Annotated in this window: 1 protein-coding gene (only partly in view); it reads right to left on the bottom strand. The window is 70.9% G+C overall.

Every position in this 22,739-nt window falls within one protein-coding gene, locus ACG04R_RS20520, for a tandem-95 repeat protein, read on the bottom strand. The gene is 42,918 nt long; 15,664 of those nucleotides lie to the left of the window and 4,515 to its right, leaving coding positions 4,516-27,254 in view (codon 1,506, complete, through codon 9,085, partial); reading right to left, the first codon wholly in view occupies positions 22,737 to 22,739. Both codon boundaries (start and stop) fall beyond the window edges.

Raw genomic sequence — 22,739 nt, forward strand, 5'->3', positions numbered from 1 at the left:
GAGTTCGGGAGCGGCACGGGCGCCCCGTAGCCGCTGCGGTCGGGCGCGGCGACGTACAGGCGCTTGCCGTCTTCGCTGATGGTGAGCTCGCGCAGGCCGAACGGCGCGATGCCAACGTCGATGCTGCGGATGTACTGGTTGAAGGTGGGCGAGTTCGGGTCGATGTCGACCACGTAGATGACGCCGTGCTTCGTGCTCGGGTCGCCGGTGCCGCCGATGCCATCCTCGTCGGTCACGTAGGCGTAGTGGTTGCTGGGGTCGAGGGCGACCCAGTAGGGCCGCGCGCCAGCGGGGAACTTGATGATGGTGTTGCCCGGGTCGTCCGCGTCCTTGATGTTGACCTGCTGCATCGCCAGCAGGTCCACCACGGCCAGGCCGTTGCGGGGCGCCGTGCCGTTCTGCGGGTCAGCGGCGCCGGAGATGGTCACGTAGGCGCGGGTGTGGTCGGCGGTCAGCGCGGTGTCGCGCGGCAGGCCGGCCAGGCGGGTGTCGGTGCCGCTGTAGCCGACCGGGATGGTGGACACGAGCTTCAGTGCCGCGGTGGGATCGGCGGCGGTGGGGTCGCCCTCCGTGTAGACGGCCATCTCGCGCAGCGTGCGCAGGGCCGACACGACATAGCTGCCCGGTGCCGGCAGCTGCACCGGCGCGCTGAGGTAGGCCTGGTCCAGCGGCTGGATGGTGTGGCTGCACTCGTCCCACTGCGGCACCTGGTCGACCCGCGCGACCACGACCTTGGCCAGCCCGAGGATGACGGTCTGGGGCACTTGCACGGCAACCTGCTCCTGGCCGTTGCCGAGCGTGGTGATGCCACCGACCTGAACGCCGGTGGTGGTGACGCCGTTCTGCTGGAACATCACCTTGACCTGGGAGCTGAGGCTGGCAGCGGGGCTGGACGACAGGTGCTGGCCGGTCAGCACGAGCACCGGCACGGTCTGGCCGTTGACGGTGCGGAACTCGAAACCCTCAGACGTGATCACCGGTGCCGCCGGCACGGCGGTGGCGGGCTGGTTGACGGCGACGGAGAAGGTGGTGGTGGCGCCCGGGTCCAGGTGCACGCCCACGGGCGTGACGATGGGAAGGCCCTGCACCGGGATGGCGACGACGTGCAGTTGGCTGACGTTGAAGCTGATCGCCAGCGTCGGTGCGTAGGTGGCCACGCCGCCAATGCCCGGGCCGGCGATGAAGGGAATGGACGCGATGGGTGCGTTGACCGTCAGCGTGCCCTTGACGAGGCTGATGGCCGGGCCGGCCTCGGCCAGCAGCCAGAGGCTGGAATTGAGAATGCCCGGCCACGGCGGCGAGCTGGTGCGGGCGATGTGGTCGGCGCCGACGACGGCGACCTCGTCCTCGAACCACTTGCCTTCCATGTCGCCCTGCTCGTTGGGTAGCGCGGCGGCGCGCATGAGGTAGAGCCGCGTGCCGACCGGCACGCTGTCCGGCACGGGGATAGCCATCTGCGCCGGCGTGGCCAGCGTGTCGCCGCCCATGTCGATGTTGAAGGCGCCCAGGAAGTTGAAGTCCTGCGGCACGGGCATCGGCAGCGCGGCCTGGTCGACGCGCGTGATCGCCACGGTGCGCGGTGCGTCCACCGCATTCGGCGCGACGGTGAGCACGACGCCGTCGCCGGTGGTCACGGCACCGCCCAGCGTGCCGACCGTGGTGCTGCCCACGTCCGGCGCGTGCACGCGCACCGGCACACGGAACTCGGCGCCGTTGTAGATGACGGTGACCTCGGTGTCGCCCGCGGCCAGCGCGTGGATGATGCCGGCGGCGTCCACGCTGACGACCTGGCTGTTGCCCGCCACGTAGGTCGTGTCGGCGGTGACGTTGTCGCCGCCGGGCACGTTGATGGTCAGTGGCTTGTAGCCGGTGCCCGGCACCAGCGTCACGGCGTGGGGGTAGACGTCCAGTCCGCTGAACAGCTGCAGGTTGTCGAAGCTGCTGGGCTTGCCCAGCACCAGGGCCGTCGCCGTGGCGATGTTGCCGCGCTGGGCCGTCAGCGTGGAGAAGCCCTGGGCCGTGGAGATGACGGCCTGGTTGCCGACGAGGCGGGTCGTCGTGGGGTTGCTGATGGACAGCGTCACGTACTTGCTGTCAAGCGCCACGCCCTGCTGGTCGGCGAAGTCGCCCAGCACGGTGGGCAGGTAGCGCGCGCCCAGCGCCAGCGTCGGGTTGCGCTGCGCGAAGTCCAGGTGCAGCAGCGGCGCGTCGCTGACGTGAACGGTGACGGGGGTGGCGGCGGACTGCGTGAAACCGTCGTCGGCGATGACGGTGAAGTTCGCGTCGCCCGAGAAGCCCTCCTCGGGCTGGAAGAACACGCGCGTGCCGTCGCCCGACAGCGTGGCCGTGCCGTGGGTGGACGAGACGATGCGGTAGGTGAGGGCGTCGCCCTCGGGGTCGCTGAGGAAGGACGCGACCGGCACCTGCGCGAGCAGGTCCACGTGGGTGAAGCCCGAGCCGGCGCCCACGGTCGGGCCCTGGTTGGGCGCGAAGCCGAGGTTGGCGAACAGCAGCTGTGCGTCGGCGGCGTTGACGACGCCGTCGCGGTTGATGTCGGCAGCCGCCAGGAAGGCAGCCTGGCCCGTGCTGCTGCCGCGCGCGGCCATCAGGGCCGCGGCGTCGGTGCCGTCCACGCGGCCGTCGCCGTTGACGTCGCCGGCGGCGAAGAGGTGGACGCTGTAGCCGCCTGCGCCGCTGCCGGCGATGCGCAGCGTCTTGAGGCCGTCGGCGGTGATGCGGAAGATGGCGAAGGCGCCCTGGGCGTCGGTGCCGGTGACGACCGGGATCGCACCGTCGATGACCGGCAGGGCCGGCGCCAGCGAGCCGCCGGTGGCCTGCACGCGCACGCCCAGCAGGAAGGCGCCGCCTTGCGGCAGCTGCACCTCGCTGGGCCGCACGGCCAGCGAGTACAGCGCCTGCTGGCCGGCGGCGAGGGTGCCGGTCGTGTCGTTGGCGAGGTAGTTCAGCGCGGCGCCGAGGTCGGCGGTCAGCGGCGTCACGGACACGGCGGCGCCGTAGCCGATGGACTCGCCGCCCTTGGCGCTGCCCGGCACGGTGGCCAGCGTGAGCAGGTGGCTGGCCGGGTCGGCGTAGCCGTAGCGCTGCGAGGTGCCGGCCTGCAGGTCGCGGGCCGAGACGAGGTTGCCGGCGGCGTCGTAGGCGTAGTCGTGCACGCTGCCGTCGGGCGAGGTCAGCCGCGTGAGGCGGCCCTGGGCGTCGTTGGTGAAGACGACCGCGTCGCCGTTGGATGCGGTGACGCCGCTGCCGTTGACGTCAAGGCGCACGCCGTCGGCGTAGGTGATGGCGGTGACGCCGGTGCCGACCTGCAGGTCGTAGCGGGTGCCGGCGGCGTCGACCAGCGTGTACTGGGCGCGTGTGCCGGTGAGCGAGGCCGGGTTGTAGGCGCTGCCGTTGTCCAGCGAGTAGAACTTGCCGGACGCCTGCTGCAGCGGCTCGGCGGCGGACTGAAGCTGCCAGGTGACGCCGGCATCGGGCACCCAGTGCGGCTCGTAGTAGGTGAAGCCCTGGCCGACGACCGCCACCGGCTGGAAGGTGAAGCCCACACGGCCACCGTCCGGCGTGTCGACGAAGACACGCGTACCCCAGCGCAGCGGGTTGTAGACGCCGCTGGATTCCGAGCCGGTGTCGGGCACGTCGGTTGTGACGCCGAGGTCGCGCCAGGCGAGCTTCCAGCCATTGCCGAAGCTGCCGGCCTCGTCGGCGGCGAAGCTGTCGTAGCGGCGCGTGAAGTCGAGCGTGTGGCCGTCCAGCGTGACGCTGAAATCGGTGTTGCTGCGCGTGTAGCGGCCGGCGTCGCTGGCGGCGTCCAGCTCGAAGGCCGTCGTGGCCTCGGCGCTGCGGCCGGCGATGTCGGTGGCGGTGAGGCGCAGCTGGTAGAAGCCGCGGGCGAAGCGGGCCGGGTCCAGGCTCGCAAGCGCGCCCGTGATGGGGCCGGTGCCGCTGGCCAGCGTGGAGAAGTCCTCGCTGCCGGTGCGGGCGATCTGCAGCGTCCAGCTCTCGAGGTTGCTGTCGACGACGCTGCCGGTCAGGTCCAGCGGGCCGGTGATGCGGGCGCCGCCCAGGCCGGCGTCGAGGGCAACGACCGGCGCGCTGTGGTCCAGCGGGTCGCGCACGCGCAGCCGCGTCGTGCTGCTGGCGGTGTAGCCGTCGAGGTCGGTGGCGGTGGCGGTCAGCGTGTAGATGCCGCTGGCCGGCGCGGTGAAGACGGCGTGGCCGTTGGCGTCCAGCGCCAGCGGCGCGCCGTTGACGGAGAGCGTGCGTCCGGCGATGGCCGAGAAGGCATCGGCCAGCACGTTGATGGCCACCGGCTGGCCCGGCACGGCGGGGAAGCTGGGCGTCAGCACGATGCTGGGCACGGGGCCGGCCGGCTGGGGCGTGACGCGCAGCTGCAGGCCGCGTTCGACGGTGGTGATGCCGTCGGTGACGCCGACGACGGCGAGGTAGTCGCCGAGCTGGCCGGCGGTGGGCGTCCAGCTGAACTGGCCGGTGGTGGTGTCGAAGCTCGCGCCCTGGGGCAGGTTGCGGGCGCTGAAAGTGAGCTGCGAGCCGGTGTCGGGGTCGGTCGCGGCGAGCTGGAACTGCAGCGTGTCGCCCAGCGCCACCTGGTGGTTGGTGAAGCTCAGCACCGGCGGGCGGTTGACGTCGGCCACGTCGACGTGGACGGTGGTGGTGTCCTGCAGGCCCAGCGGGTCGCTGACGGAGAACTTCAGGTCGTAGCCGCCGGCCTGGTCGTAGTCGGGCTGCCAGGTGAAGGCGCCGGTGGCGCGGTCGAACTGGGCGCCGCGCGGCAGGGCGCCGACGGGCGCGTAGGTCAGCACGTCGCCGTCGGGGTCGGTGCCGATCAGCGTGAAGTTGATGAGGCGCTGCTCCTGCGTGCCCAGCGGCGGGATGGTGGCGAGCTGCGGCGCCTGGTTGGTGTTGGTGACGGTGAGGTCGAACTTCTCGCTGCTGCTGCCCGCGCCGTCGGAGACGGTGACGAGGACGTCCTTGTAGACGCCGGCTGAGAAGAAGTCGGTGGCCCAGCGCAGGCGGCCGGTGGCGGGGTCCAGCACGGCGCCCGGGGGCGGATTGCTGATGCTGTAGGTCAGCGGGTCGCCGTCGGCGTCGGTGGCGGCGAACTGCAGGTCCAGCAGCTGGCCTTCGGCGATCGTGCGGTTGCCGATGGGGCGCAGCACCGGCGCGGCATTGGTGGCTCGCACGACGAGGGGCACGGTCTGCGTGTCGGTGTTGCCGACGCTGTCGGTGACCGTGAACGTGATCGTGCTGCTGCCTGCATCGGCCGCCGTGGGCGTCCAGGTGAAGACGGCGCTGCCGTACTGGGCGCCGGGTACGAGGGTGGCACCGGCGGGCAGGCCGGTGGCGCTGAAGGTCAGCGCGTCCTGGTCGAGGTCCGTCGCCTTGACGGTGAACTGCAGCGGCTGGCCGATCAGCGCGACCTTGGGGCCGATGGTGGCGAGCAGCGGCGGTTCGGAGGCCGACGTGACCTTGACGACGAAGCTGGTCGACGTCGACAGCACCGCCTTGGCGCCGCCGCCGTCACCGTCGTCGGACGCGGTCAGCTGGACGATGTAGTCGCCACGCTCACGGTCTCCCGGCGTGATGCGCAGGATGCCGGTGCCGTTGCCGGTGGGGATGAAGTTGAAGAGCGGCGGGGTGCTGTCGGCCGCTGACGGTTGCCAGTTCTGCGACACCGCGTAGGGCAGGCCCTTGAGCGTGACGGTGAAGGCGACGTTGATCGGGTCGCCGTCGGCGTCGGTCACGGTGACGGGCACGTCGACGGGCTGGCCCTTGGCCACCGTCAGGTTGGCCTGCGGCGTCACCTCGGGCGCGCGGTTGGCGTTCAGCACCTGGATGGGCACCGTCATGCTGGTGGACAGCGGCGTGCCGGTGCCGTCGCCGTCGTCGGTGGCCGTGACGACGAGGTTGTAGCTGCCGGCCTGGGTGTAGCCGGGCGTCCAGCGCAGCGTGCCGGTGGCGCCGTCGAACGTGGCGCCGTCGGGCAGGCCGGTGACGCTGTAGGTCACGGTCGGCGGCGTGGTCTCGGGTGGCGACAGCTGGCCGTTGGCCAGGCGCACCTGGGGCACGTAGGTCGGGTTGTCCGGGTCGGTGGCGTTGAGCAGCAGCGTCAGCGTCTGGCCTTCCAGCACCGAGGCGTTCAGCACCGGTGCGAACACGGGCGGTGCGTTGACGTTGAGCACCGTGAAGTGGACGGCGCGCTCGACGGTGTTTTCGCCGTCGGAGACGCGGAACTTCAGCGTGTACTCCGGCCCGCTGTTCAGCGGCGGCACCCAGTTGAATACGCCGGTGTTGGGGTCCAGCGTGGCGCCGGCGGGCAGCAGGTCGGCGGAGTAGGTGAGGGTCTGGCTGTCGACGTCGGTGGCGCGCAGCGTGAACTGCACCGGGTCGCCCTGGCGCACGGTGCGGTCGGGGATGCCCAGCAGCACGGGCGGCGCGTTGACCTGGTCGACGATGACGTCGACCGTCTGCGTGACGGTGTTGACGCCATCGCTGACGGTGAAGCTGAGGTTGCGGTACTCGCCGGCGGCGTCGTAGCCGGGCGTCCACTCGAACACGCCGCGTTGGGCGTCGAAGCGCGCGCCCGGCGGCAGGCCGTTGGCGGCGTAGCTGAGGGCATGGCCCTCGGGGTCGCTGGCGATGACGGGCAGCGTGAAGGCCTGGCCTTCCTGCAGGCGCACGGAGGGCGGCAGCTCGAACTGCGGCGCGCGGTTGGCGCCGGCGGTCTCGATGACGAAGGCTTGCGTCGCGTAGGCGCCGCGGGTGTCGTAGACGCGCAGCACGACCGGGCTCTTCTCGGGGCTGTCGGGCGTGGGCGTCCAGCTGAGCAGGCCGGTGGCGGCGTCCAGCGTCGCGCCCTGCGGGCCTTGCAGCATCACCCAGGTCAACGTGCTGTGCTCGGGGTCCTCGGCGTTGGCCTGGTAGGCGTAGGGCGTGCCGGCCTTGGCGGTGGTGACGGGCACCTGGCTGAACGTGGGCGCCTGGTTGGGGTAGGGCAGGGCGTAGACACCCGCGCCGATCTCGACGCGCTGGCCCAGCGGGTTGTTGAGCTTGACCGTCGTGAGCTGCGTGGACGCGCCGCGCACGAACACGCCGTTGGGGATACCGGCGCCCAGGTCCAGCAGCCACAGGCCGTCGCTGCTGACGCTGGCGCCGGCGGCCGAGCCCTGGAAGTAGCGCGACGGGTCCAGCACCAGCAACAGCGGCACCTTGAGGTCGTAGCCGCTCTTGTTCGTGACCTTGACGTCGAACGACAGCGTGCCGGTGGCGCGGTTGGAGCGGGTGGCGACGAACTGGATGTCCAGCAGCGTGGAGAAGTCCGACACCGCGGTGAAGGCCACGGTGTAGGCGGACGTGAGCTCCAGCCCCACGCTGGAACGGATGCGCTTGTCGACGGTCAGCGTGTAGTTGCCGCCGTCGGGGGACTCGAAGCGCAGTGTGGCGGTGCGCGTCGCAGCGTCGTAGCTGAGCGACGTGATGGCGACGGCGCGACCGGTGCTGTCGACGAGCTGGTAGTTGGCGATATTGGTGACCGAGGCGAGGTCGCCGTCGCTGCCCACGCGCATGTCGTGGTCGAAGGTGACGGTGAGGCTGCTCATCGGCAGCGCCACGATGGCGCCGTTGGCCGGGCTGGTGCGCAGCACCGATGGGGCGACCAGCGGGGCCAGCACGTCGACCTCGCTGCCGTTGGCGATCAGCAGGCGGCCGTCGCTGGTGGCCAGCAGCTGCTCGGCGCTCGGGCCGCCGGTGGCGACCGCCAGCCAGTCCATCGTGGCGAGGTCGACCATGTAGAGGCTGGCCTTGTCGCTGCTGCCCGACGGGATGCGGGCCGAGACGAAGAGCAGGCCCTCAAGCGCGGTGCCGGCCTGGCCGAAGCTGAGCGAGTCCAGCGCGGCATCGATCTGCAGCTGAGCCTGGGCGTTGCCCTTGGCATCGAAGCGGATGACCTCGCCGCGGTGGGGCCAGGTGGTGCCCCAGAGGCTGCCGTCCGGCGCGATGGCGAGGTCGTCGACGCGGATGTTGCTGAAGTGGCTGAAGGTGCGCTTGACGGGGTCGAAGGCCTCGACGCCGTTGCCGGAGGACACGTAGAACACGCCCTTGGCTTTGTCGAAGGCCAGCGTCTGCGTGATGCTGTCGCCGTAACGGTTGATGACGTCCAGCGTCTGCGGGTCCAGCTCCAGCAACTGGCCGCCGCCGCTGGTGGCCCACAGGCCGCCGTTGGCGTCGTAGGCCAGGTCGTAGACGGGGCTGTCGAGCTGCACGGCGGGGGCGAGTGCCTTGCCGCCGGTGGGGTCGAACAGGTAGAGCGCGCCGCGGTTGCCGCCGCCGCTGACGATGAATTTGCCATCGGGCCGCTCCAGGATGGCCAGCGGGCCGATGCCGGAGAAGCTTTGCGTGATGCCGGTGCCGAAGGCCTCGCCGCTGAACGGCGCGAGCACGCTGCCGAACAGCGATGGCCGCGACGATACGGTGCCGGGCAGGTTCTGCTGGGCCTTCAGGAACAGCTCGTTGGTGCTGGTGGCGTTGCTGGGCGCGGGCGGCGGGGCGACGTCCTGCGTCGTGCGGCCGACCTGAGGCGTGCCGCCCACGTCGACGACGGCGCCGTCGCTGGGCAGGTCGCCGCTGGGCGCGAGTTCGCGGTTGCCGGCGTTGTCGATGGACAGGGCCAGGAACTGGTAGCTGTGGCCGGCCCGGCCGCTGTAGACGCCGTTGCTGTCGGTGGTCTGGTTCTTCCAGATCGTCCAGGCGCCGGCGTCCTCGCGCACGTAGACGGTGGTGCCGCGCACGCCCGAGCCGGTGTTGCCGTCGGCAGCCTGCCAGCTGACCTGGTAGTCCGCACCGCCGGCCTGCACCAGCGAGGCGGCGACGGTGGTCGTGGGCGGGGTGACGTCCAGCGTGCTGGTGATGCGGGCCGTCTCCATCGGGGCCCGGTTGTCGAGCTCGACGCGGGCCTGGGCGCTCACCGTGGCGCCGTCCGCGGCGCCGAAGGCCGATTGCACCGTGTAGCTGACGAAGCCCTGGCCGTGACCTTGCGAGTCGTCCGGTTGCAGCAGGCCGCGCGTGGCGTCCTGCAGCACCTCACCGGTGTCGGGGTCGATGGCCTGCAGCAGCCAGGTGGCCGTGCGGCTGTCGGGGTCCACGCCGGCGCTGACGCGCACGATGAAACCCAGCGAGTTGCGCAGGTCGAAGTCGCCCTGGAAGTTGGCCCGGTCGGTCGGCACGTGGATGGTGACGCCGCCGACCTTGATGTCGCCCAGGCGGAAGCTGCGCAGCGAGACGTTCGGGTCCAGCACCGTGGAGACGCGCACCTGCTCGGCGCTGCTGTCCGAGCCGGCGGGGTTGGCGAACTTGATCGTGTAGGGCAGCGCCGTGTTGGCCGGCAGGTATTGCTGCGTGCCGTAGCCGCTCGGGCCGGTGATGGAGGCGCCGTCGGCCGTGTTCTGCGCGATCTGGTTGAAGATTTTCTGCAGGTCCAGCGCGGTCAGCGTGTTGCTGCTGGCCAGCGACGAGAAGCCGGGATCGGTGGACGAGACGCCGGAGCTGCTGCCGAACGGCGAGAAGATGTTGATCGACTGGAAGTAGGTGGCGTGCGACAGCGCGAGGTCGTAGTCGCTGGCCTGGCCGGACACGGGCACGGGGATGCCGTACTCGCCGCAGTCGTCGGAGATGCGGGTGTCGTAGCCCAGCAGCTGGGCGATGGTGCCGGGCGCGTCGCCGTACCACTTGTGCACCTGCTCGAAGAAGCTGCTCAGCGTCGCCGGGCCGGAGATCTGCTGGCCCACTGGGCCGACGAGGATGCCGCTGGCCAGCGTGGCCATCAGGCTGATGACCTTCTCGTCGGTGCGGATCGGCGGCGCCTGATCGGCCGGGCGCAGCAGGCCGCTTTCCTCCAGCGCGCCGAGATAGGCCTTGACCCAGGTGTCGTGGTCGGCTGCGAGGTTGACAAGGGCGGCGTTGGCCGTGGTGTCAGCCAGCACGGCGGTGCGCAGGCGCTCGGCCTCCTTGGTCTGCAGCGTGACGAACTCGTCGCGCGTCAGCGGCGTGGCGGAAGCGTTCACGTTGAACAGGAAGGGCGCGAAGAGGCCGATGCAGTCGTCGATCTTGGCGTTGGGGTCGCTGAACCACTTGGCCAGGTCGGCGCCCAGAGAGCCGACGCCGTCCTTGAGCACGTCGGCCTTGGCCATGTCGGGCCGGGCCGCGTAGACGGCGCGCTTGTAGGCCTCGAAGTTGCGGTCGAAGATGGCCTGCAGGCCCGGGTAGGTCGTGACCGAGAAGTTCAGGCCGACGTAGCCGCCCGATTCCACGTCCAGCGCATAGCCCGGCGCCAGCATCGTGCCGAAGGTGTTGACCTCGCTGTCCAGGCTGGCCCAGGCGACGTCGCTGCGCTGGCTGCCGTCGGGCGAACCGGACACGTTGGACGAGAAGCTGGTGTAGGGCAGGCCGTAGACCTTGGCGTTGTCGCCCAGCTCGGTCACGCCGAAGCTGAAGTAGACGTAGGGCGTGTCGACGTTGGTGAGGCTTTGCAGCGAGATGCTGTAGAGCCCGGTCTGGCCCGAGGGCACGACGCGCGGGCCGCCCAGGCCGATGGTCACGTCGATGGGCAGGGCCGTCTCGACGAGGTAGCGGTAGGGCAGCGTGGCGATGGCGCCGTTGGGGTTGATGACGGCGATGTCGTAGAGGCCGTGCGGGACGTTGGTGAAGTCGAAGATGGCCTTGATGGTCGTCGCGTCGATGACCTGGTAGCTGACCGGCGTGACCTCCAGGATGCCGGGTCGCACCAGCTTGACGACGGCGCCGTCCTTGAAGCCGGCGCCGGTGATGGTGGCCGTGACCCACTTGCTGTCGCCGCCCTGGTCCTGCGTGACGTCGGTGATGCTGAAGGGCAGGGTCTTGGCGGTCAGCGTGACGTTGGTGGGCGAGCCCGAGCGGCCCTGGATGAGCACGTAGTAGTCCCCGGCCTGCGTGGTCGGCACGGTCGTGCGCGGGTCGGCCGACAGTACCTGCTGGGCGCCGAAGTCGAAGGCCGAGGGGCTGGCGGCATCGCCGTAGCGGACGTAGAGCTCGTTGGCGGTGAGGTTGTCGGCCGCGTCGAGCAGCACCTGCAGCGTCTCTCCTGCGCCGACGGTCACACGGTAGAGGCGCTGCTCGCCGGGCGCGAGCGTCGTCTGCAGCGGCACGCCCAGCGCGAGCGTGGGCACGGTGACGTTCATGGCCGCGGCGCTGGCCGCCGTGTTGTTGCGCTCGCCGCTGCTGGCGCTGGCGCCTTCGTAGACCTCGTTGTAGATGTCGGTGCGGACGATGATGCGGTAGCTGCCCGCCTTGGCCGGTGGCAGCTTGGCCGTCAGCTCCGATGTGTAGCTGTCGCCCACGGCCAGGCTGCCGTTGTGCAGCACCTTCCCGAGCAGGATGTCCTGCAGGCCCCATTCGCTGTCGACGGACAGGTAGACGGCGTCCGTCCACGAGCCTTCGGCGGCGGCGCCGGCCTGGTTGGTGACGTTGAACTTGATCTTGACGCTGTCGCCGGTGGCCGCGTCGGTGGGCACGGTGATGTCGGTCACCGCGAGGTCGGCCGGCGGCGGCAGCTCGATGAGCATGGGCGTTGCCGTGGCCGTGTTGTTGTTGTCCTCGTGCGTGCCCTCGTAGACCTTGCCGCGCGGCTCGCTGTTGACGTTGAGCACGGGGTCGGTGACGACGAAGACGTAGTAGGAGCCGGTCACGCCGGCCGGCAGCTTGAAGCTGCCGGTGCCCGTGTAGCTGCCGCCGGCGGCCACCGAGCCCCTGTGCTCCACGTCGCCGAGGTAGCGGTCGGTGCGTGGGTCGAACACGGGGTCGACGGACAGGTAGACCTGGTCGCGCCAGGTGGCGTCCGCCGGCGTGGCCGCACCGCCCTGGTTCACGACGGTGTAGCTGACGTCGATGCTCTGGCCGCGCGTGGCGTGGTCGGGCGCGGTGACGGTGGCCACGCGCAGGTCGGCCGCGGGCGCCAGCGTGACCTGCAGCGGCGTGACGACGACGTTGTTGCCCTCGTCGCGGAACTCGGGCACGGCGTCCTGGCCCTGGCTGACCTGCTTGACACCGACGTTGGCGGCGCCGCTGGGGTCCTGGCCGTAGACGTTGGCGTCGGTGAAGACGATCAGGTAGAACGGGCCGTCGGCGTCGGGCGGGATCTGCACCGCCGCGTTGACCGTGTAGCTGCCGCCAGCGGCCAGGCCGCCGAGGTGGCCGAAGCTCGCGAGCTGCAGGTCGCTGGTGTCCAGCGAGGGGTCGCGCGACAGGTAGACGCGGTCGGACCAGCTCCATTGCCGCGTGTCGCGTGTGCCCTGGTTGGTGACGGTGAAGCTCAGGTTGACGGTCTGGCCCGAGGTCACCGCGCCCGGCACGACGACCTTGGAGACGGTCAGGTCGGGCTCGCGGTAGGTGATGTTGATGTCGCCGCGCGCCATGTTGTTGGTGGCGGCCGTGCCCTCGTAGACGGAGCTGGCGTAGAAGCCGCGCGAGTCGCTGTTCCTGCCCGCATCGCCCTCGGGCGCGTTGGGCTGGGGCGTCGCGTCGGTGAAGACGTAGATGAAGTAGGGGCCGTCCCAGCCAGCGGGCACGGTGATGTCGGCCGTGGTGGTGTAGCTCTGGCCGCTGGCCAGGCCGCCGCCGGCCGCGTGGACGAAGCTGCCCATCGAGATGGCGCGGCTGCCGAAGGTCGGGTCGGGCGAGATGTAGACCTTGTCGGTCCAGAAGTGCGTGCCGCTCCAGACATCGGCGCCGTCGTTGCGCACGGTCCAGCTGACCTGCGTCTTCTCGCCGGAATAGTTGACCGGCAGCGTCGTGATGGAGGTGACCTTGAGGTCGGCCGGGCGCGCGACGACGGGGGCCTCGACGGTCTTGAGGTTGTTGCCCTCGTTGCTCTCGATGACGAAGGGCGCGATGGGGTTGTCGTCGGCGATGACCGACACGTACATGCCCTTGAGCGCGGGCGAGAGGTCGAAGCTGTGCGTCTGCGTGTAGCTCTGCAGCGGGTCCAGCGAGTTGCTGCGCTCGAAGGCACCGAGGAACCAGATCTTGGCGTTGGGGTCCGCGATGTTGGCCGTGTCGTGGGCGAAGACGTAGTCGTACCAGGTGCCGCCGACGCCGACGGCCTGGCCTTCGCCGATGTTGCGGACGGTGTAGGTGACGGTCAGCGGGCCGTCCACGGAGCCGGGGCTGGCTGCGCTGACGTTGGTGCTGAGGTCGCTGACGATGAGGTCGGGCAGCGGCGGCACCGGCGTGCCGACGATGTCGATGGCGCGGGCCTTGTAGTTGCTGCTGTCGGCCTCGTGCGGGTCGTCGGGGTTGACGTTGCTGGCGAGCTGGTCCTCGAAGACCGCGTCGTAGGCGTCGGCCCAGGGCGTGAGGTAGTAGGTGCCGGAATCGATCTGCTGCGGGATGCGGACCTTGACCGTCTGCGTGTAGCTCTCGCCCACGGCCAGCACGCCGGCGTGGCCGAAGCTGCCCAGCAGCACGGCGTCGTTGCCGGGGATGGTGATGGGCGAACCGTCGGACGACAGCACCGAGCGCGCGCCGGGGCTGGGGCGGGTCTTGTCCTTGGTCAGCCAGAGGGTGTCGGTCCAGGTGCTGGCGTCGGTGGGCGCCGAGCCCTTGTTGGTGACGGTGTAGGTGACGCTCAGCTCGCCGCCGTAGACGCCCTGGGTGGGGGCGACGACGGCGCTCATGACCAGGTCGGCCAGCGGCTGGGGCGTCACGGTGACGGGTTTGACGGCCCAGTTGTTGTTCTCGTTGGCGGAGGGGTATTCGTCCACCGCGCCGTTGGCGTCGGTGTAGACGAGGAAATAGCCGGGGCCGCGCAGGCGCTCGGGCAGCACGAAGCTGGCCGTGGTGCTGGCGTACTTGCCGTTGGGGTCCAGCGCCGAGCCGTTGGGCAGCGTGGCCAGCAGGATGTCGTCGGCGCTGGGCTTGTCGTCGAGCGAAAAATAGACCTTGTCGACCCAGTTGGGCGTGGCCGTGGGGACCGGGCCGTGGTTGACGACGACGAAGCTGACCGAGGCGCTGGCGCCGGCCTGCACGGTGGCGGGCGCGTCGACGGACTCGACCTGCAGGTCGGGCCGCGGCAGCAGCGACAGCAGCGTGACGGCGTTGTTGACCTTGGTGTTGTTGTCGGCCTCGGGGCTGCCCTCGAAGACGGTGTTGCCGGTGTCCGTGGCGACGACGACCTGCCAGCCGCCCTCGATGCGCGTGGGCAGCTTGATGCGTTCGGTGCGCGTGTAGCTTAGCCCGGCGCCGAGCGGGCCGCTGGTGGTGTAGCTGCCCAGCACGATGGGGCGCGGCGTGGTCGGGTCGTTGGGGTCGGCGCCCGCCTTGCGCAGGGAGACGACGTCGGTCCAGCTGCCGCTGGCGGCGGACTGGCCGGCGTTGCCGACGGTCCAGGTGATGTCGACGGTGTCGCCCTCGTTGGCGGCGGTGGGCGCGCTGATGGCCGTAACCTGCAGGTCGGGCGCAGGCGACTGGGCCACCTGCACCGGGCCGGCGCTGCGGGCGTTGCCGGCGTCGTTGTGCGTGAACTCGAAGACCTGGCCGCTGGCGTTGGTCCGCACGGTCACGTAGACCGGTCCGGAGATGGCGTCGGGCAGCGTGATCGTGCCGGTGCGCGTGTAGCCCAGGCCGGCGCCCAGCGAGCCGAAATGGTCGAAGGACTGCTGGACGATGGGGTTGCTGCCGTCAGGGCTGGCCGATACGGTGACGACGTCGGACCAGTTCGTGCTGCTGGTGACGGCGATGCCCTGGTTGGCGACCGACCAGGTCACCGACAGCGTGCCGCTGGACTGGGCCGTGGTGGGCGCGGTCAGGCCGGTGACGACGAGGTCGGCATAGGGCTGGGGCATCAGGTCCAGCGGGGCGGGTGCGGCGGCCATGTTGTTGGCCTTGGCACCGTTCTCGAACACCTGGTTCAGCGCGTCGGTGACGACGAAGACCTTGTAGCGGTCGGGCCGGAAGCCGGCCGGCGCGAAGAGGGTTTCGGTGCGGCTGTAGCTGCCGCCCTGCGCAAGCGCGCCGTTGTGCACGAAGTCGCCGAGCACGAGGTCGTCGCCGTTGCCGATGACGTCGTCGGTGGACAGCACGACGCGGTCGGTCCAGCTGCTGGTCAGGCCGGCGCCATTGCCGGTGTTGCTGACGGTCCAGCCGACGGTGACGCGGGCCGGGTCGGCGATGACCTGGGTGGGCGCTGTGACGTTGCTGACGGCGAGGTCGGCGTAGGGCGCGAGGGCGACCGTGATCGGCCGGGATACGAGGTTGTCGTTCTCGCCGCCGACCTCCTTCACGTCATTGGCGGCGTCGGTCACGGCGATCAGGTACCAGGCGCCCTGCACGTCCACCGGCACGGTGACGTCGAAGGCGCTCGCGTAGCTGGCGTTGGCGTCCAGCGTGCGGGTCACGGCCTGGCTGCCGAGCAGCCGTGCGCCGCTGCCCAGCGTGGCCGTGGGCGAGAGGTAGAGCTTGTCGGTCCAGCTGCCGGCCAGCGCGGTGCTGCCGGACTGATTGACGTTGAAGACGACGTGCACGGTGTCGCCCGACGTGGCCGTCGCCGGCGCGTCGAGGCTGGCGGCCGCGAGGTCGACGTGGCGCAGCGCGATGGCGTTGGCCGCCGCGCCCTGGTTGTTGGCCTCGCGCTGCGATTCGTAGACCTGGTGGGCCGCGTCGGTGACGACGAGGATGCGCGCGTTGTCGGTGTCGGCCCAGTCGGGCAGCGTCACCTTCAGCGACGCGCCGTAGTGGCTGCCGACGGCCAGCGTGTCGGTGCGGGCGCGGCTGCCCAGCAGCGTGGCGCCGGCCAGCTGGCCGTCGGCGCTGAGGTAGACGTAGTCGGTCCAGGGGCCGGTGGCGTCGGCCTCGCCGCTGTTGGTGACGCTCCAGGTCACGGTGACCGGGCTGCCGCTCAGTGCCTGCGTGGGGGCGGCGATGTCGCTGACGGCCAGGTCCGCGGCGGGGGCGGGTGCGATGACCAGCGGCGTCGGCGGCGTGCCGAGGTTGTTGCCCAGGCGGGCGCCTTCGTAGACGCTGCCGTCCAGGTCGCTCTTGACGAGCACGCGCCAGGTGCCGGGCAGGTCCAGCGGCAGCGTGACGGTCTGGCGGCCGGTGTAGCTGTCCTGCGGAGCGAGCGGGCCGTTGTGCAGCAGCGTGGCGAGCACGATGTCGTCGGCGTTGCCGAACACGCCGTCCTGCGACAGCACGATGCGGTCCTTCCAGCTGCCGGTGGCGGGCGTGTCGCCGACGTTGCGAACGCGCCAGGCGACATCGACCTGGGTGCCGGCCACAGCGGCTGGCGGCGCGTCGACGGCCTCGACGTCCAGGTCGGCATACGGCGCGACCACGGTGATGGGCGTGGCGGCGGAGGTGTTGTCGGCCCGGGTGTCGGGCTCGGGCACGGCGTTGCCGGCGTCGGTGCGAACGATCCAGTTCAGCGTGCCGTCGAACTGCAGCGGCAGCGTGACCTGGGCGGTGGCGGTGTAGCTCGCGCCCGGGGCCAGCGTGCCGGTGTGGGCCACGTCGGCGCTGGCGCGGGTGTCGCCGTCGCCGTAGGTGGTGTTGCCGGACAGCTCCAGGTGGTCCGTCCAGCTGCCGGTGGCGGCAGCGCTGCCGGTGTTGGTGACGGTCCAGCTGACGGTGACGGTGTCGCCGCCGCGTGCGCTGCCCACGGCGACGGGGGCGCCGACGGTCAGGTTGGGGTAGGCCGCGACGGCGGAGGTGACGGACAGGCTGGCCGCGTTGTTGGATTCGGCCGTGCCGTCGGCGTTGTCCTCGATGACGTTGTTGGCGGGGTCGGTCGTGACGGTGATGACGAGGTTGCCGGCGCCGGCGATGCCGTCGGGCAGCGTGAGGCCGACCTGGCGCTGGCGCTGGCCACCCGGGGCGATGGCGCCGTCGGTGACGGCGTCGTAGAGCACGGTCCTGGTCAGCAGCGTCTGGTGGGTCGTCGCGTTGTAGACGGTGACCTGTTCGGCCAGGCCGTTCGAGACCGGCGCGTTGCCGGCGTTGGTCAGCGTCCAGTGCAGCGTCAGCGTGGCACCGCTCTGCACGGGCCCGGCGTCCAGCGCGAGGTTGCCGGGCAGCAGGTCGGGGGCGGAGATGCGCGTGACGCTCGCGGTGTTGTTGCTCTCGCCGGTGCCGCTGGCGTTGACCTCGGTGACGACGCCGCCGGCATCGACGGTGACGGTGAACGAGAAGCGACCCTCGCTGCTGGCCCCCGACGGCCAGGGGATGGCGACGTTGCGGGCGACGGTGCCGCCGCCGGCTGCCAGCTCGCTGCCGTCGTGCGTGACCGTGCCGCTGTAGACGACTTGGTTGGTGCTGAGGTTGCGCACCACCAGCGTCTCCTGCCAGGGGCCGCTGGCGGCCTTGGTGCCGGCGTTGCGGGTCGTCCAGCCGACGTTGACGGTGTCGCCGGGCTGCCAGCCCGCGGCGGGCTGCACGGCCAGCTGCTCGGGCAGCAGGTCGGCGTAGGTGGGCAGCGTGGCGGTGACCTGCGTGGCGGTGGTGTTGTTGCTCTCGGCGGTGCCGCCGGGGTTGCGTTCGTCCAGCGCGTTGTCCACGTCGACGGTGACGGCCACGCGCAGCAGGCCCGCGCCACGGGTGCCGTCCGGCAGCGTGAGCTGCACCGAGCGGCTGGCCTGCGCGCCGGCCGCCAGCGGGCCGGCGCTGCCGGCGTCGTAGGGCAGCATCAACGTGGCGAGCACCTCGCCGGTGTCCACGCGGCTGACGACGACGCGGTCGCGCCAGCTGGTGGTGGCGGGCAGGGCGCCGTCGTTGCGGTCGGCCCAGGCCACGGTCACCGCGCCGCCGGATTCGATGGCGCCGTTGGCGCCGCTGACCTGCAGGTTCTGCGCGGTCAGGTCGGGTGCGGGTTGGTACTCCAGGCCGGTGATGCGCGTGGGCGCCACGTCGGGCAGCGGCTGCACCAGCATGCGCACGGCGTTGGCGGCGGTGGCGTTGTAGCGGCCCTCGAAGGCGAGGGTGTAGGTGCCGGTCTCGGCCAGCGTCTGGACGTCGAGGTCGTTGAAGTAGTCGACGCGGGCGATCTGGTTGCCGGTGGGGCCGTACAGCCGCCATGTGCCGTTGTTGCTGGTGAACTGCTGCGAGTCGAAGAAGAACTTGTCGCCGGCGTTGGCGCTGAAGCTGTAGAGCTGGGTCTCGGTGCCGGTGGGCAGCGTGGCGGTGAACGGCGTGCCCGGCGTGAGCGACGGCGCCGCGGCGAGATCCAGCAGCCGGAAGGCGAAGGCGCCGGTGGCGTCGCCGTCGGCGTCAATGGTGAGCGTGTAGTTGCCGGCGGGCAGGTCCAGCAGCGGGTTGCTGCCGTAGTCGAAGCTGTCCGAGCCGCGCATGCCGCGGTGGTCGACGACGACGCCCTGCGGGCCGCTCAGCGACCAGTTGAAGCTGGCGTTGTTCAGCGTGTCGAACAGCAGCCGGCTGCGCTGGCCCAGCGTGAAGGCGTAGTTGGCCTGCTGGCCGGTCTGCGTCAGCGCGCCGTCGACGCGCGGGCCCAGCGTCAGCGCGGCGGCGATGTCGGTTACCCGCTGGACGTTGAACTGGTAGCTGTTGGTGCTGGCGGCCTGGTAGCGGCGGCCTTCGAGCATCAGCGTCCAGGTGCCGGTCTGGTCCAGCACCTGGGTGTCGACGTCGCTGCCCAGGCCGGCGATCCAGCGCTGCTGGCCGTTGGGCGCGATCAGGCGCCAGGTGCTGTCACCGCTGGTGACCTGCTGCATGTCGAAGAAGTAGCGCTCGCCGGCCGTGGCGCTGAACTTGTAGAGGTCGGTCTCGTTGCCCGGGCTGAGCGTGCCGGTCATCGGCGTGCCGGGCGTGACGGTGGTGGCCGAGGCCAGGTCCAGCAGCTTGAAGCCGTAGGCGCCGGTGTTGTAGCCGTTCACGGTCAGCGTGTAGCTGCCAGCCGGCAGCGTCATGACCGGGTTGCCGCCGTAGTCCCAGCTGCGCTGCTGGAAGTTGAGGCTGCCGAACGTGCCCTGCACGCTGGACAGCGTCCACTGCAGGCCGCCGTTGTCGGCGCGCGGGTCCATGACGACCTGCGTGGGCTGCGTGACGGTGAAGCTGTAGGTGTCGCGCTGCGTCGTGCTGGTGCGGTTGCCGGTGACGAGCTGGCCCAGCGTGATGGCCTGGGTGGGCGGTGGCGTGGTGGTCATGCGCGCCCAGTCGACGGCCACTTCCGACGGGTGCGGGGTGCCGCCGAGCGTGTCGAACTGGTAGACGGCGAAGCGGTAGCCGTCGGGGAAGGCGTCGGTCGTCACGCCCAGGTCGCGGCTGGCGAGTTCGTGGCCGCTGTCGTCCAGCAGCACCGCGCGCAGATTGCCGTTGACGGGAGCCTCGATGCGCAGGTGGTACCAGGTGTTGTCCGCGAAGGCGAAGGCCGGGTTGTTGTAGTACGCGCCACCGATGTTGTTGGTGCCGCTGCGCCACTGGCGGTTGCCGCTGGCGTCGCTGAAGAGGGTGGTCCAGGCGTTCTTGTTCGGGTCGGACGGGCTCTGGACGTTGATGCCGATGAACTCGTCGGTGCTGACGCCGGCGACGCCCTGGGTCAGCGTGTTGAAACGCACCTCATAGCTGAGGCCCTGGCCGGTGGCGGTGGCGGAGCTGACCAGCGCATTGCCGGTCTGGTAGTTGGTCTGCACGGTGTGCATGCGCACGACCGAGGCGCCGTCCACGGTGTCGGGCGTGGCGGTGAGGTTGGGGCCGCTGACGGTCCAGTCGGCCGGCAGCGTGGGGCCGTCGAAGCCCTGGTCGAAGCCGCTGACCTGCTCGGCCAGCGTGTTGCCCTGGCGCAGGATCTGGAAGCTCACCGCGTTCGGGTTGGTGTTGTAGCGGCGGCCCTCGATGAGCAGCGTGTAGGTGCCGCCCTGCAGGTAGGTGCGGCTGGCCACGTCGCTGCCCAGGCCGGTGTTCCATAGCTGTTCGCCGGTGGGCGAGATCAGGCGCCAGCGGGCGTCTGTCGTGGTGGCGCTCAGCTCGTCGAAGCTGAGCCGGTCGCCGGCCGTCACGGTGAAGCTGTAGGCCTGGGTGGCGTTGCCGGCGTCCAGCGTCAGGTTGACCGGGCCGCCGACGGCGACGGGTTTGGCGGCGGCGAGGTCGAGCAGGCGGAAGGCGAAGTTGCCGGTCTTGTCGCCGGGGGCGTCCACCGTCAGCGTGTAGGTGCCGGGGCGCAGGTCGTAGACGACGCGGCCGCTGTCGGCGAGGCTGGTCAGGTGCCCGTCGGTGCCGCCGCGATCGTTGGAGTCGCTGCCCTGGAAGCTGCGCGAATCGGCCAGCGTGCCGTCGGGGCCGGCCAGGCTCCAAGTGAAGTTGATGTCGCTGAGGCTGTCGAAGACGACGCGTTTCGCGGCGTCCACCTGCAAGGTGTAGACGACCTGCTGGCCGGGCGTCGCGATAGTGCCGCGGACGGTGTCGGGCAGCGTGTCGTAGAGGCCGACGACGCTGCCGGCCAGGTTCTGTGTGCCGCTGTCGGCCAGCGTGGTGCCGCTGGCCTGGTCCAGCCGGTAGTCAAGCACCAGGCCGGCCTCGGTGCCGGCGAGCGGGCTCTGGAAGCTGGCCGCGATGTCGGCGTTGGCGCGGGCGACGCCCCAGACCTGCACGTCGCGCATGGCGCCCAGGAAGGGCGACACGCTCGGGTCCAGCTCGGCGCGGGCCTGGCCCAGCACCAGCGGCGACGAGGAGACCGTCGCGTCGCTGCCGCCCAGTGTGGTGCGTGCGACCTCCACGCCGTTGACGAGGATGCGCAGCTGGTGGCTGTCGCGGTCGATGACGGCGGCGACGTGCTGCCACTGGCCCCACTGGATGACGCCGCCGGCGGTGGTCAGCGTGCGGTTGCTGCCGTCGCCCGTGGAGAGGTGCAGCTGGCCGCTGCTGTTCAGCCACAGGCTGTAGGTGCGCTGGCTGGTGTTGCCGTCGCCCTTGTAGAACAGGGCTTCCCAGGACGTGGCGGGCTGGCTCGGATTGATCCAGGCCTCCATCGTCACGTTGTGCGTCAGGTTCAGCGCCGGGTCGGCGGGTGCCTGCAGCCATTGCGTGCCGTCCAAGCCCAGCGCGGTGCCCTGCCAGTCCGGCGCCCGGGTCTGGCCCTGGCCCAGCACCAGGGTCTTCTGGACGTTGGTGACCGGGCGCAGGTTGAAGCTGTACGGGTCGGGCAGGTCGGTGTTGTAGCGGCGGCCCTCGACCAGCAGCGTGTACTCGCCGGTGGCGGGCAGCGTGAAGGTGTCGACGTCGTTGCCGAGGGCGACGTTCCAGACTTCCGTGCCGTACGGGGAGATCAGGCGCACGCGGCCGTCGCTGGTGCCGAAGCTGCCGGCGTCGAAGTAGTAGGTGCTGCCGGCCGTGCCCTGGAAGCGCCAGCCGTCCGTGCGGCTGCCGGGGTCCAGCGTGCCGGTCATCGGCGTGCCGGGTGTCAGGACCGGCAGCGCCGCGTTGGGCAGCATGCGCAGCGCGTAGGCCGAGGTGTTCTGGCCGTTGGCGTCGATGCGCAGCGTGTAGCTGCCGGCCTGCAGGTCCAGCAGCGGGAAGGCATCGCTGGAGTCCGTGCTCACCATGTTGCGGGTGAGGTCGAAGCCGCCAGGGCCGGTCAGCCGCCAGGTCAAGTTGCCGTAGGCGTTGTAGAGGCTGTCCATCAGCACCTGCGTGCGCTCGTTCAGCGTGAACTGGTAGGTGTCGGTCTGGCCGGGCTGGGCCAGCGTGCCCGCGATGACGCCGTCCAGGCCGGCGAAGCTGTTCCTTGCGATGGCCTGGGTGGCCAGACCCAGCACGGCGGTGCTGCCGTCGGCGGCGATGGCGTCCAGCGGCAGGTAGACGGCCAGGCCGGTCTCGTTGCCGGTCAGCGGCGCGTTCATGCCGGCCTGCAGCTGGGTCGCGCTGCGCGCGACGGACCAGACGCGCACGTCGTCGATGAGGCCGTCGAACTGGAAGGTCGAGGTGTCGGCGAACGAGGCCTTGCCGACGCGCAGCGTGCCGGCGGTGTTGATGGCCGGGTTGGCGCGCAGGCTGCCGCCGGAGCGCAGCGCGGCCTCAACACCGTTGACGTAGATGTGCAGGCGCGGCGTGGCAGCGCTGCGGTCAATGACGAGCGCGACGTGGCTCCAGCTGCCGGCGGGCACCAGCCCGGCCACGGTCTGCGCGCCCTGCAGGCCGTTGGCGTCCTGGGTGTCGCCGTACAGCGAGCCGTCGGCGTTCAGCCAGAAGGTGTAGGACCGCTGCGGGCCCGAATCGTCCTTGGCGACGATGGGCATCCAGGTGCTGGAGAAGCGCGTCGGGTCGATCCAGGCTTCGACGGTGAGGCTGCCCTGCAGGTCGGTCGCCGGGCCGTCCGGCACCTCGACCGAGTTGACGCCGTTGGCCAGCAGCGCGTTGCCGAAATGGCCAGGCGCGACCTGGGGCTGCACGCCGACCGAGGTGCCGAGCGTGATGGGCGTGGTCTGGTCGGGTTCCTGCAGCAGGCGGAAGCTGAAGGTGTTGCTCAGCTGCGCCGTGCGCCGGCCTTCGACGAGCAGCGTGTAGGTGCCGGTGAGCGGCAGGGAGAAGGTGTCGACGTCGCTGTCCAGGCCGGTCGTCCACAGCGGCTGGCCGTCCGGGCCGATGAGGCGGTAGAGGCCGCTGCCGCCGCCGGTCGCGAGTTCGTCGAAGTAGAGCTTGAGCCCGGCCGTGCCCTGGAAGCGGAAGGCCTGTGT

Source organism: Pelomonas candidula (genome assembly GCF_043555985.1).
GTDB classification, from domain to species: Bacteria; Pseudomonadota; Gammaproteobacteria; order Burkholderiales; family Burkholderiaceae_C; genus Pelomonas; species Pelomonas candidula.